Genomic DNA, 12,522 nt, shown 5'->3' with positions numbered 1-12,522 from the left:
AACGACCCTGGAGTAAGCAGAGGAGGCACGTGAACGCTCACGAGAGCTCGAAGCCGGGCAGAGCCAAGATGCCCGTCGGATGGGAAGTATCGCCCTCCGACGATTGGGAGTACGTTCCGCTTCGGTTGCCCCCGGATGTCACCCGGGTCACGGCGTCGATGCGACTGGCGATCCAGGCCGAGTTCGGTGGCTGGGAATTGTCGCGGGTTCGCCTGTACACCGACGGCAGCAGGCGGGTACTGCTCAAGCGCAAGAAGACTGCGCATCACGTCCCGGAGCCCGGAATCTGATCGACTCGGCAGTACTGTTCGACCCCAGTAGAAGGTGTACATCGGCATGTCTGCCGAGCCGGATCGATCGGAAAGAAGAACCGTGGGAGACCGCCTGTACCGCGCCCTGTTGCGCCTGATGTTCCTCGTGCCCCCGGAGCGGATACACCATCTTGCCTTCGGAGTGCTGCGCGCGGTTGCGGTGATTCCGCCCCTTCGCGTCCTGGCCGAGAAGCTGTTCGTCGTCCGGGACCCGCGGCTTCGTACGACCGTGTTCGGCGTCGACTTCCCGGCTCCTCTGGGTCTGGCGGCCGGGTTCGACAAGAATGCCGACGGCGTCGACGCCTGGGAACCCGTCGGGTTCGGGTTTGCCGAGATCGGCACCGTGACTGCGCAGGGCCAGCCCGGCAATCCCACGCCGCGACTGTTCCGGTTGCCCCTCGATCGCGCCATCGTCAACCGTATGGGCTTCAACAACCACGGTGCCGCACACGCAGCCGACCGAGTGCGTTCCAGGCGCACGCGGATACCCATCGGGGCCAACATCGGCAAGACGAAGATCGTCGATCCGGCCGGTGCTGCCGCGGACTACACGGCCAGCGCCGAGCTCCTCGGGCCCTTGGCGGATTTCGTCGTCGTCAACGTCAGCTCCCCCAACACCCCTGGCCTGCGGGACCTTCAAGCCGTCGAGTCTCTGCGGCCGATTCTGGTCGCGGTGCAATCGGTGGTGACGGTGCCGGTGCTGGTCAAGATTGCCCCAGACCTCTCCGACGAGGACATCGACGCCGTCGCCGATCTGGCCGTCGAGCTCGGTCTCGACGGCATCGTCGCCACGAACACGACGATCTCCCGCGCGGGCCTTCGGACCGACGCAGAGCTGGTCGCCGGAATGGGAGCAGGCGGACTGTCCGGCGCACCGTTGGCGGACCGATCGCTCGAGGTGTTGCGGCGTCTGTACCGACGCGTCGGGAACCGACTGGCCCTGATCTCGGTCGGCGGGATCGAAACGGAGTCGCAAGCGTGGGAGCGCATCACCGCCGGCGCTTCACTGGTCCAGGGTTACACCGGCTTCATCTACGGCGGTCCGCTCTGGATCAAGGGCATTCATCGGGGGCTGTCGGCGCGACTGAGGGAGAACGGGTTCACCACCATCGCAGACGCGGTGGGTTCGGCGAACAAGCTCTGAGAGCCGATTTGGGCGCGCGTTGCGCGTAGCCGGAGCCACGCACAACGCGCACGACCGAATCGAGCTCAGGCCTCGTAGATTCCGGTGATGACCGCACGGCCGATGGCGTGCGAGAACAGATTGAACCCGAGGTAGGCGGGGGTCGCCGTCTCGTCCACTTCGAGACGCTCGACGTCCACTGCATGGACCGCGATGAAGTAGCGATGCGGTCCGTGACCGGCAGGCGGCGCTGCACCGATGTACCGGAAAAGGCCCGCGTCGTTCTTCAGCGTCACCGCTGTGCTGGGCACTCCCGTTCCGCCGTCGTCGCCCGCACCCGAGACCAACGACGTCGTCCCCACGGGGATGTTCGCCACTGCCCAGTGCCAGAACCCGGACGCCGTGGGTGCGTCGGGGTCGTAGACGGTGACAGCGAAGCTCTTGGTGCCCTCGGGAAAGCCGGACCAGGACAGCTGCGGGGAGTTGTCGTGCCCACCGGCTCCCATGATCCCGCTGACCTGCTGAGCGGCCAACGTCTGGCCGTCCTCGACGTCCTCGGAGGTCAACTCGAAGGACGGTAGGTCCGGAAGCGAATCGTATGGGTTGTACGCCACGGTGTTTCCTTTCGTGTCAGCTGTGCATCAAGAAGTGTTCGAGTACCTGTGTACCGAACTCCAACGACTCCACGGGTACTCGTTCGTCGATGCCGTGAAACAACGCCGCGAAATCCAGTTCCGGCGGGAGCTTCAACGGAGCGAATCCGAAGCACCGAATCCCTATGCGCGCGAACGCTTTCGCATCCGTACCGCCCGAGAGCATGTAGGGCACGGTTCGACCGTTCGGATCGTGCGCGAGGACCGCCTCGTTCATCGCGTCCACGAGATCACCGTCGAACGTGGTCTCGTACGGTTCGAGCTTGGTGATCCACTCGCGCTCGACGTTCGGGCCGATCAAGTCGTCGACTTCCTTCTCGAACGCTGCCTGCCGTCCGGGCAGTACCCGGCAGTCCACCACGGCGGTCGCCGTCTGCGGAATCACATTGGCCTTGTAGCCGGCCGAGAGCATCGTGGGGTTCGCGGTATCGCGCAGGGTGGCCCCGACGATTCGGGCGATGCTGCCGAGCTTGAGCAAGGTGCCGTCGAGATCCGGCGACGTGGGGTCGAAGTCCAGTCCGGATTCCTCGGACACCGCGGCCAGGAACTGGGACACCGATTCGGTGAGGACCAACGGGAACGTGTGATTGCCCAGTTTCGCCACGGCCTCGGCAAGATACGTCACGGCATTGTCCTCGTGCAGGAACGATCCGTGGCCGGCCCGAGCCTTCGCGGTGAGCCGCATCCACGCCAGGCTCTTCTCTGCGGTCTCGACCATGTACAACCGCTTCTCGGTACCGTCCGGCCGAGCGACCGTCAACGAGAATCCGCCGACCTCCCCGACTGCCTCGGTGACGCCCTCGAACAGATCGGGGCGATTGTCGACCAGCCAGTGCGATCCGTACTTGCCGCCCGCCTCCTCGTCGGCGAGAAACGCGAACAGGATGTCGCGGGGCGGAACCGTGCCGTTCGACTTGAACTGGCGAGCCAGCGCCAGTGCCATGCCGACCATGTCCTTCATGTCGACCGCACCACGACCCCAGACGTACCCGTCCTCGACGGCACCGGAAAACGGATGCACACTCCAGTCGGCCGGCTCGGCCGGCACGACGTCCAAATGACCGTGCACCAACAGGGCACCGCGCGAGGAGTCTGCTCCGCGCAGCCAGGCGAACACGTTGCCGCGACCCGGAGCGCCGGATTCGACGTACTCGGTCTCGTACCCCACCTCCTCGAGCTTGCTCGCCACCCACTCGGCGCATTCCTTCTCGCCGACCGTGGTCTCGAGTTCTCCGGTGTTCGACGTGTCGAACCGAATGAGGGAACTGACCAGATCCACGACTTCGTCGAGGGCGACGGTGGGGTTGTCAGGGGTGCGATGTCCGGGGTTGCTCACTTCGTTGGGCACACCGTTGTTCCTACCACCAGAATCGGCCGCGGGCATCACACCGATTGGCTTCAGGCATGAACTGACGTGCGGATTTGGGTTATCGGGAACCCGTCGGATAATCTTACGCAGCGCACAGCGGCCGGCTGTGAAAGCAAGCCGAAAACATGCGACACCAGTCGCGCAGGTCCGAGTGGCGGAATGGCAGACGCGCTAGCTTGAGGTGCTAGTGTCCTATTAACGGACGTGGGGGTTCAAGTCCCCCCTCGGACACCGTCTGAAAGATGTAGTCAGACAAGATTTTTCAAAGATCTGAGTTGAGACAGACGAAACGGACCCTGATTCTTCGGAATCGGGGTCTTTTTCGTTGTTCACTCGCTTCGTTCGGCTCGACGGGGCAGACGCTAGGAGACTGACGATGGACTCGATCGACCGGACCGATCTTCAGACGTGCCTGCGGGTGCTGCAGCAGGCCGCAGAGCTGGACAAGAATCATCCTGATTCCATTGCGGTCCAACGTGCATCCGGGGCGATGTTCAAAGATCTCAAGCGTGCTCGACGCGTCGCCGCGCGCAATGCCGTCAACGCCGCCGACCGTGCCGTCGTCGCGGCCACCGCAACCGGATCGCCCGACCGCATCGACGACGAGACCGCGGGTCTGTCGCTCACCTCGCGCGCCGAGGGTGACATCGCAGGCACCTTGATCAAGGCTCGCCCCTGCTACATCTGCAAGCAGCGATACACCGATGTCGATTCGTTCTATCACCAGCTGTGCCCCGAGTGCGCGGCCCTCAACCGCGGTAAGCGCAACGCTCGGACCGACCTGTCGGGACGACGTGCACTGTTGACCGGTGGCCGAGCGAAGATCGGGATGTACATCGCGCTTCGACTGCTGCGCGACGGTGCCCACACGACCATCACCACCCGCTTCCCCAACGATGCGGTGCGGCGATTCGCCGCGATGGACGACAGTGACCAATGGCTCCATCGTCTGCGCGTCGTCGGTATCGACCTACGAGATCCGGCACAGGTTGTCGCTCTTGCGGATTCGGTGGCGGCCGAGGGACCGCTCGACATTCTCATCAACAACGCTGCACAAACCGTCAAGCGCTCCCCCGGCTCGTACAGCGCGCTGGCCGACGCCGAAGCCGAACCGCTACCCGCGGCACTGACCAACGGTGCCGGGCCGGAACGGATCACGTTCGGCAAGACCAGCGATGCCCATCCAGCGTCGTTGGCCAGTTCGTTGCCGGCCACGGCGATCGGTGGTCAGCAGGTCTCGGCGACTTTGAGTGCGGACGACGTCGCATCCCTGGCCATGGTCGCGGGTTCGGTGACGGCCGAGCGTATCGAGAACGGACTGGCGATCGACGCCGGTGGTCTGGTGCCCGATCTCGCCGAGACCAACAGTTGGATCCACACCGTCGAACAGGTCGACCCGGTGGAGCTGCTCGAAGTGCAGCTGTGCAATTCCGTTGCCCCGTTCATCCTGGTCTCGCGTCTACGCGGAGCAATGGAGGCCTCGGCGGCACGGCGCAAGTACGTGGTGAACGTCTCGGCCATGGAAGGGCAGTTCGGGCGCGCGTACAAGGGCGCCGGGCACCCCCACACGAACATGGCCAAGGCGGCTCTGAACATGCTGACGCGTACCAGCGCGAAAGAGATGTCGGCCAGCGGAATTCTGATGACTGCCGTCGACACCGGCTGGATCACCGACGAGCGTCCTCATCCCACCAAGATGCGGCTTGCCGACGAGGGATTCCACGCTCCACTCGATCTGGTGGACGGTGCGGCTCGGGTGTACGACCCGATCGTGCAGGGTGAACTCGGAACCGATCTGTACGGCGCGTTCCTCAAGGATTACCAGCCGTCGCCCTGGTGATGTGGTCTCGCCCGACACACGATCCTCGCGTGCGTCCCCCCGCGCCGATGCGGGCTGCGATACTCGAAGGCCGAAGCTGTTTCGCGTCAGCGGACGGCCATTCAGACGCACCGATAGGCGGGCACCATGGGCGAGGACGTCGAGCGTCGTAAGTTCACCAGGCAGGATCGGCACGAGTTTCGACAGAAAGTTCAGGACTGTCTCGATGCCCTGGCGATAATGCTGGCCGACGAAACCTTCCACGTCGGCGAGCCGCAGATCGGCATGGAGATCGAGCTCAATCTCGTCGACGAGGACATGGCACCCTCGATGGCCAACGCGGCCGTGCTCGACGCCATCGCCGATCCCGACTATCAGACCGAGCTCGGCCAGTTCAACATCGAGATCAACGTAGATCCTCGGCCGTTGCGAGGTGGTTCCATCGCGGAACTGGAAACCGATCTACGACGCTCGCTGAACGCAGCGGACGAACGCGCGCGCACGTCGGGCAGCCGTCTTGCCATGATCGGCATGCTCCCGACGCTGACGAAGGAACACTTCGAGCATCGATGGCTGTCGGCGAATCCGCGATACGACCTACTGAACCAGCAGATCTTCGCTGCCCGCGGCGAGGACATCGAGCTCAAGATCGCGGGCGTTCGTCTGCCCGGGGCCGCGGCTGCAGAAGATCTCGATATCGTGACCGACACCATTTTGCCCGAGGCGGCGTGCACCTCTGTTCAACTGCACCTGCAAGTTGCCCCCGACGAGTTCGCGTCGTATTGGAATGCAGCGCAGGCATTGTCGGGGGTGCAGGTGGCTCTCGCCGCGAACTCGCCGTTCCTCGCCGGGCGTGCACTGTGGCTCGAGACTCGCATTCCGTTGTTCGAGCAGGCCACCGATACGAGGCCGCAGGAGCTCAAGAACCAGGGAGTTCGCCCGCGAGTGTGGTTCGGGGAACGGTGGATCACCTCGATCTTCGACCTGTTCGAGGAGAACTCTCGCTACTTCCCGGCCCTGCTCCCGGTATGCAGCGACGAGGATCCGAAAGCCGCTCTGGCGCAGGGTGATACACCGTCGCTCTCGGAACTGCGGATGCACAACGGAACGGTGTACCGGTGGAACCGGCCGATCTACGATCGGTCCGGCGACGGGCACCACATTCGGCTCGAGAACCGCGTTCTGCCGGCCGGACCGTCAGTCGTCGACACTCTCGCCGATGCCGCGTTCTATTACGGCACCGTGCGGGCTCTGGCGGATGCCGATCGACCGCTGTGGTCGCAGATGTCGTTCGATGCTGCCGAGGAGAACGTGCACTCCGCAGCGCGCGGCGGGTTCGATTCCATGCTCTACTGGCCGGAGGTCGGCTGGGTGAGTCCACAGGAACTGGTACTGCGTCGGTTGCTTCCGATGGCCGAGGCCGGTCTCGCCGCGTACGGAGTCGATTCTGCCGTGCGTGATCGCTATCTGGGCGTCATCGAGGCACGGTGCCTGGCCAAGCAGTCGGGGTCGGGTTGGCAGCGGCACGCCGTGGTCGCCCGTGAACGCGCCGGCGATGACCGCCGGCAGGCTCTCGCCGGGATGCTGGGTGACTACGTCGACCGGATGGACTCGGGAGAGCCGGTGCACACCTGGACGCACTGACGGTTCGCGTTAGTGTCGTAACCATGACTACGTCTGATTCGGATTCCACCGCAGGCCCCGACCGCACCCACGACATCGTCGTCTACGGCGTCACCGGATTCGTGGGGAAATTGACGGCGAAGTACCTCGCCGAACACGCGCCCGCCGACACTCGTATCGCACTGGCAGGCAGGTCCACCTCCCGTATCGAGGCAGCCCGAAAAGAATTAGGTCCCACCGCACAGCACTGGCCCGTGATCGAAGCCGACGCCGCGGATACCGCTGCGCTGCGAGCCATGGCCGAATCGACCCGCGTCGTCATCACCACGGTCGGCCCGTATGCCAAGTACGGCCTGCCGCTGGCAACTGCGTGCGCCGAAGCCGGAACCGACTATGTCGACCTCACCGGTGAGGTGCTCTTCGCCCGCGAGAGCATCGACACCAACCACGAGATCGCGCAGCGCACCGGGGCCAGGATCGTCCACTCGTGCGGATTCGACTCGGTGCCGTCCGACATCGGAGTCCACGCTCTCTACGAGGCGGTGACTGCGGACAACGCCGGTGAACTGACCGACACGACGCTCGTGGTCACGTCGATGTCGGGCGGTGTCAGCGGCGGTACCGTCGACTCGCTGAGAGGCCAGATCGAGGCCATGAAAAAGGACAAGCGGGCCCGCCGGATCGCCGCTCGACCGTACTCGCTCAGTCCGGACCGAGGTCTCGAGCCGCAGCTCGGCCGGCAACTCGACACCGTGTTGGTCGACGGAAAAAAGATCGACCCCAGCCTGCGCGGATGGAAGGCACCGTTCGTGATGGCCTCGTACAACACGCGAGTGGTGCGGCGTAGCAACGCACTTCGAGACTGGGCCTACGGCAAGCAGTTCCGCTACAGCGAAGTGATGAGCGTCGGGTCGTCGTTCGCCAGCCCGGTCCTCGCCGGAGCGATCTCGGCGGGATTGCTGGTCGGCGTGTCCGCCATGACCGTGCTGCCGGGCAAGGTTCTCGACCGCATCTTGCCCAAACCGGGAACCGGACCGAGCGAGAAGGCCCGTGAGAAGGGGCATTTCACCGTCGACCTGTACACCCTGACCACCTCGGGCGCTCGGTATCGGGCACGGGTGAAGGCGTCGGGCGACCCCGGCTACAAGGCCACGGCGATCATGCTCGCGGAGTCGGCCCTCGCGCTGGTTCTCGGCGGCGACGCCCTGCCGAAGGCCAGCGGAGTTCTCACTCCTGCTACCGCGATGGGCGACGTGCTCGTCGACCGTCTCAACGCAGCCGGCATGGAGATCTGGGCCAAGCGGAACTGATTCAGGGAGCGACCGGACGCAACCACGCGTCCGGTCGCGGCACCGGGCCCATCAGCCCCGGTCCCGTCAGCCCCGTCCTGTCAGCGCCGACGCCTCGGTGTACAGCTCCTTGGCTTCCTCGGTCGAATCCACCTGTGGGGGCGATCCGTCGAGCGGCTGGGTCGCCGACTCACGCAGGAACCCGACGGCGACCAGACCGATGACGCCGCTGAGGATCAGATAGTAGGCCGGGATCATGTTGCTGCCGGTGGAGCTGACCAGCGCCGAAGTGACCAGCGGCGTGGTGCCGCCGAAGATCGACACCGACAGGTTGAACCCGATCGACAGTGCCGCATAGCGCACCCGAGTCGGAAACAGTGCAGGCAACGTCGAAGCACTGGGCGCCGCGAAGCACGCCAACACCACTCCCAGCAGCAAACAGGCGACCAGAGGTCCGATCCACCCGGTTTGCTGGATGAGGAGGAAGCACGGAATGGCCAGCACGATCTGTCCGATCGCACCGAACACGAATACCGGTTTGCGGCCGATTCTGTCCGTCAGCCGTCCGACGGCCACGATGATGGACACGACCACGACCATCGCGGACAGGACCAACAGATCGGCACTGAGTTGGCTGCGACCGACGACCTCGGTGAAGTAGGTGGGCAGGTACGAGGTCACCATGTAGTTGGTGACGTTGTACAGCAACACGATTCCCATACAGATCAGCAGGGCTTTCCAATGGGCCGTGAATATTTTCCCGATCGAGCTGCGGCCGGTCTCCTGTGCCTTGACCTTGGAATCGTGCTCGTCGAGTTGCTTGCGGAAGGCCGGGGTGTCCTCCAGCTTGAGGCGCAGGTACAAACCGATGATTCCCATCGGCCCGGCGATGAAGAACGGTATGCGCCAGCCCCATTCGATCATCGTGGCGTCGCCCAGTACCGCATTCAAGATCGTGACCAGTCCGGACCCCATCGCATATCCGACGAAGGTTCCGAAGTCGAGCCAGCTGCCGAGGAAACCGCGACGCTTGTCGGGTGAGTATTCGGCGATGAACGTCGTGGCACCGCCGTATTCACCACCGGTGGAGAATCCCTGAACCAGGCGGGCGACGAGCAGCAAAATGGGAGCCCAGATTCCGATGGAGGCGTAGCTGGGAATCAGGCCGACGGCCAGGGTGCCGATCGACATCATGATCATGGTGGCGGCCAACACCTTCTGGCGTCCGATCCGGTCGCCGAGGGGGCCGAAGAAGAGGCCACCGAGTGGCCGGACGATGAACGCTGCCGCGAACGTGGCGAAGGTGGAGAGCAACTGCACCGCGGGTGACGCGTCGGGGTAGAACACCTTGCCCAGCGTCGCGGCCAGATAGCCGTACACACCGAAGTCGAACCATTCCATCGTGTTGCCCAGCGCCGCTGCAGACACGGCGCGCTTGAGCATGGGTTGGTCGACGACCGTGATGCTGTCCTCCGACATCGCGGGCTTCCGACGCATACGTGTGAAGAATGCGTCACGCCGCAGACGCTGGACGTGGCGCTGGCCCCATTTCGGGATCTGGGGTGACGACTCGGGCGATTCTGGATCTTGCGCAACCGTCATTGCAGCAACGTTAGCGAGCGCAATGACCAGCGGACAACTGCCGAACGGACATAGATGAGCGAGCGAGTACATTCCCCCAGGTAGGAGCCGGTCGATCGAATTCTGGCCGCTACCTTGACAATCGGTGCAATAACCGCAATCCGGACAGGCGGGCTCGACGTGCTCGATGACGGCCCACCGCCACCTGGCACGATGGACTCATGCCAACCCACGACTACGCCCTCGCCGTGAGCTGGACCGGTAATCGCGGACGCGGAACGGCGAACGCAACCGCATACGACCGCGATCATCTGGTCACGGCACCCGGTAAACCCGATCTCTCGGCCAGTTCCGACCCGAGCTTTCGGGGCGATGCGGAGCGGTGGAATCCCGAGGAACTACTCGTGGCGTCACTGTCGAGCTGCCACATGCTGTGGTACCTCGGACTCGCTGCCGCGTCGAACGTGATCGTCACCGGCTACGTCGACTCCCCCATCGGCGTGATGACCGAGCAATCCGACGGGTCCGGGCAGTTCGTCGAGGTAACCCTGAGCCCGATGGTGACGGTCGCCGAGTCGTCGATGGTGACCCGCGCGGACGAACTCCACGCCGACGCCGCCGCAAAGTGCTTCATCGCCCGATCGGTCAACTTCCCGGTCCGCCACAATCCGACAACGCAGGTGGACGCATGACCGTACCGATGATCGTCGACGTCGACACCGGGATCGACGACTCGCTGGCACTGCTCTACCTGCTGGCCAGCGAGGAGGCCGAGATCCTGGGCATAGCGTCCACCGCAGGCAACGTGCCGGTGAATCAGGTCGCCGCGAACAACCTGGCCTGGCTCGATCTGTGCGGCGCGGCCGACATCGAGGTCTCGCTGGGCGCTCAGGTGCCCTTGGTGGCACCCCTGATGACCACCGAGGACACCCACGGACCGCAGGGCATCGGCTATGCGGAACTGCCGGTGTCGACGCGGGCACTCTCGCAGCGCGACGCCACCACGATGTGGATCGAGTTGGTTCGATCGCGACCGGGTGAGATCACCGGTCTCGTCACCGGTCCGTTGACCAATCTCGCTCTCGCACTTCGCCGCGATCCCGAGCTGCCACGACTGCTGAAGCGATTGGTGTTGATGGGTGGCGCATTCCAGCACCAGGGCAACACGACGCCGACGAGCGAGTGGAACATCGCAGTGGACCCCGAGGCTGCCGCCGAGGTCTTCGCTGCTTTCTCCGAACTACCCGCGGAGCGAGCACCGATCGTCTGCGCGCTCGACATCACCGAGACCATCGAGATGACACCCGAGCACATTCGTCGTCTGAGTGAACGCGCCGAAAGCGTTCCGGCCGAACTGATCTCGTCGACGGATGCGCCGGGTGCACGATCGACCGCATCGAACCCGATCGTTCGCCACTTCTCGGACGCTGTGCGCTTCTACTTCGAATTCCACCGCGACCACGATCAGGGCTTTCTGGCTCACATGCACGATCCCTTCGCGGCCGCGGTCGCACTGGATTCTAGTATCGCCACCTACCGGCACGCGACCGTGGATGTCGAGCTGATCGGAACCCTCACTCGCGGAACGACAGTGGCGGATTGGCGTGGGATGTGGGGCAGGGATGCCAACGCTGCCATCGCGACGCACACCGACCCGGAGGCGTTCTTCGATCGCTTGATCGACCGCGTCGGCGCTCTGGCCGCCCGGCTCTACCCCGCAGAAGGACCAGATTCAGGAATCGAACGCGTCGAGTAGTTCCTGTGCGGCAAGCGCGGCGGTCAGGGAGCCGTCGCGCACCCGCGCCTCGACGTCGCCGCGGATCGCCTTGACGGTGGAGTTCTGCGCCAGTCGACGCAGTAGCTGATCGTTCACCATCGTCCACGTCCAGTCGACCTGTTGCTTGCGACGCTTCTCCGCGAATTCGCCTGCGTCACGGAGCACTTGCTGGTGACGCAGCACCGTGTTCCAGAACTCGTCGAGTCCGGTGCCTTCGATGGCGCTCATCGTCAGTACCGGAGGCTTCCAGATGGCGTCGTGGGGGTAGATCAGCCGCAGCGCGCCCGCCAACTCACGCGCCGCGTTCTTCGCGTCGGTGGCATGCTTGCCGTCGGCCTTGTTGACAGCCACCAGATCGGCCAACTCGAGGACACCCTTCTTGATGCCCTGCAGCTGATCACCGGTGCGCGCGAGCGTCAGGAACGTGAAGCAGTCGACCATGTTGGCCACCGTGACCTCGGATTGCCCGACGCCCACCGTCTCGACGAGAATGACATCGAACCCGGCCGCCTCGAGCAGGACGATCGTCTCTCGGGTCGCGCGGGCTACTCCGCCGAGCGTCCCCGAGGTCGGCGACGGTCGGATGTACGCGTTTTCCTGCACCGCCAGACGCGACATACGGGTTTTGTCACCCAGGATCGAACCACCGGTCCGGGTCGACGACGGATCGACCGCCAGCACGGCGACCCGATGGCCCTGTTCGATCAACCGCATTCCGAGCGCATCGATGAACGTCGATTTGCCCACTCCCGGCACTCCGGTGATGCCCACCCGGTGGGACCCACCTGCGTCGGGCAGGACTCGGAGCAACAATTGCTGCGCCAGGTCCCGATGATCCGCTCGGGTGGACTCGACCAATGTGATCGCCCGGGCCAGACCGGAACGCTCGTTGGCCCGGACCGATTCGGCCACTGCATCGATATCGATGGTGCGGCCCCTGTTCGAGGAACTCGAGTTGTCGTTCGCAGCACCCATGT

11 protein-coding genes and 1 tRNA gene are annotated in these 12,522 nt (G+C 64.5%); 8 read left to right on the top strand and 4 right to left on the bottom strand.

Going from position 1 to position 12,522, the window contains the following annotated elements:
* Window positions 1–68 precede the first annotated feature (68 nt).
* Together ACFI9K_RS14010 and ACFI9K_RS14005 are read left to right on the top strand one after the other, a co-directional pair.
* Window positions 69–290 carry a DUF5703 family protein gene (locus tag ACFI9K_RS14010; protein ID WP_397520447.1) on the top strand — a complete coding sequence of 74 codons (222 nt, stop codon included), beginning with the start codon at window positions 69–71 and terminating at the stop codon, window positions 288–290.
* 94 nt (window positions 291–384) lie between these two features.
* Window positions 385–1,455 (top strand): quinone-dependent dihydroorotate dehydrogenase, encoded by a 1,071-nt coding sequence (locus tag ACFI9K_RS14005; RefSeq protein ID WP_462664080.1) that lies wholly within the window; start codon window positions 385–387, stop codon window positions 1,453–1,455.
* 65 nt (window positions 1,456–1,520) lie between these two features.
* Here ACFI9K_RS14005 and ACFI9K_RS14000 read toward each other — a convergent pair whose 3' ends face one another.
* Entirely contained in the window at window positions 1,521–2,048 is a 528-nt protein-coding gene (locus tag ACFI9K_RS14000) for a YbhB/YbcL family Raf kinase inhibitor-like protein (RefSeq protein ID WP_462664035.1), read from the bottom strand.
* Window positions 2,049–2,064: 16 nt separating this feature from the next.
* Complete coding sequence (locus tag ACFI9K_RS13995; RefSeq protein ID WP_462664034.1) at window positions 2,065–3,435, bottom strand: M20/M25/M40 family metallo-hydrolase; 1,371 nt, start codon at window positions 3,433–3,435, stop codon at window positions 2,065–2,067.
* Between the two features lie 166 nt (window positions 3,436–3,601).
* On the opposite strand from ACFI9K_RS13995, the gene ACFI9K_RS13990 reads away from it, so the two are divergent.
* The 4 genes from ACFI9K_RS13990 (at window position 3,602) to ACFI9K_RS13975 (ending at window position 8,208) form a co-directional block, all read left to right on the top strand.
* Window positions 3,602–3,687, top strand: a tRNA-Leu gene (locus ACFI9K_RS13990).
* A 145-nt stretch (window positions 3,688–3,832) separates the two neighbouring features.
* A complete protein-coding gene (locus tag ACFI9K_RS13985) occupies window positions 3,833–5,296 on the top strand; it encodes an SDR family NAD(P)-dependent oxidoreductase (protein ID WP_462664033.1) in 1,464 nt (487 codons plus the stop codon).
* 126 nt (window positions 5,297–5,422) lie between these two features.
* Window positions 5,423–6,919 carry a glutamate-cysteine ligase family protein gene (locus tag ACFI9K_RS13980; protein ID WP_462664032.1) on the top strand — a complete coding sequence of 499 codons (1,497 nt, stop codon included), beginning with the start codon at window positions 5,423–5,425 and terminating at the stop codon, window positions 6,917–6,919.
* A gap of 23 nt (window positions 6,920–6,942) precedes the next feature.
* Window positions 6,943–8,208, top strand: a complete 1,266-nt coding sequence (locus ACFI9K_RS13975) for a saccharopine dehydrogenase family protein (RefSeq protein WP_462664031.1) — start codon at window positions 6,943–6,945, stop codon at window positions 8,206–8,208.
* Between the two features lie 66 nt (window positions 8,209–8,274).
* Here the strand turns inward: ACFI9K_RS13975 and proP are convergent, their stop codons facing one another.
* The gene (proP, locus tag ACFI9K_RS13970) at window positions 8,275–9,789 is read right to left on the bottom strand and encodes a glycine betaine/L-proline transporter ProP (protein ID WP_462664030.1); all 1,515 of its coding nucleotides are present in this window, start codon (window positions 9,787–9,789) and stop codon (window positions 8,275–8,277) included.
* 200 nt (window positions 9,790–9,989) lie between these two features.
* Here proP and ACFI9K_RS13965 point away from each other — a divergent pair, with 200 nt between their 5' ends.
* Window positions 9,990–10,460, top strand: a complete 471-nt coding sequence (locus ACFI9K_RS13965) for an OsmC family protein (protein ID WP_462664029.1) — start codon at window positions 9,990–9,992, stop codon at window positions 10,458–10,460.
* Window positions 10,457–11,524 carry a nucleoside hydrolase gene (locus ACFI9K_RS13960; protein WP_462664028.1) on the top strand — a complete coding sequence of 356 codons (1,068 nt, stop codon included), beginning with the start codon at window positions 10,457–10,459 and terminating at the stop codon, window positions 11,522–11,524. The genes ACFI9K_RS13965 and ACFI9K_RS13960 overlap by 4 nt, the downstream gene beginning before the upstream one ends.
* Here ACFI9K_RS13960 and meaB read toward each other — a convergent pair.
* On the bottom strand, window positions 11,501–12,520 hold the full coding sequence (gene meaB / locus ACFI9K_RS13955; RefSeq protein WP_462664027.1) for a methylmalonyl Co-A mutase-associated GTPase MeaB: 1,020 nt from the start codon (window positions 12,518–12,520) through the stop codon (window positions 11,501–11,503). The genes ACFI9K_RS13960 and meaB overlap by 24 nt on opposite strands.
* Window positions 12,521–12,522 lie beyond the last annotated feature (2 nt).

Source organism: Rhodococcus sp. PSi06 (assembly GCF_054960675.1).
The sequence above is the reverse complement of the archived record's forward strand: the minus strand, read 5'-3'. Positions and strand labels throughout refer to the sequence as shown.

Coding starts and splice junctions, on each gene's coding strand:
- ACFI9K_RS14010 (WP_397520447.1), top strand. CDS start 69: ATGCCCGTCGGATGGGAAGTATCGCCCTCCGACGATTGGGAGTACGTT.
- ACFI9K_RS13985 (WP_462664033.1), top strand. CDS start 3,833: ATGGACTCGATCGACCGGACCGATCTTCAGACGTGCCTGCGGGTGCTG.
- ACFI9K_RS13980 (WP_462664032.1), top strand. CDS start 5,423: ATGGGCGAGGACGTCGAGCGTCGTAAGTTCACCAGGCAGGATCGGCAC.
- ACFI9K_RS13975 (WP_462664031.1), top strand. CDS start 6,943: ATGACTACGTCTGATTCGGATTCCACCGCAGGCCCCGACCGCACCCAC.
- proP (WP_462664030.1), bottom strand. CDS start 9,789: ATGACGGTTGCGCAAGATCCAGAATCGCCCGAGTCGTCACCCCAGATC.
- ACFI9K_RS13965 (WP_462664029.1), top strand. CDS start 9,990: ATGCCAACCCACGACTACGCCCTCGCCGTGAGCTGGACCGGTAATCGC.
- ACFI9K_RS13960 (WP_462664028.1), top strand. CDS start 10,457: ATGACCGTACCGATGATCGTCGACGTCGACACCGGGATCGACGACTCG.
- meaB (WP_462664027.1), bottom strand. CDS start 12,520: ATGGGTGCTGCGAACGACAACTCGAGTTCCTCGAACAGGGGCCGCACC.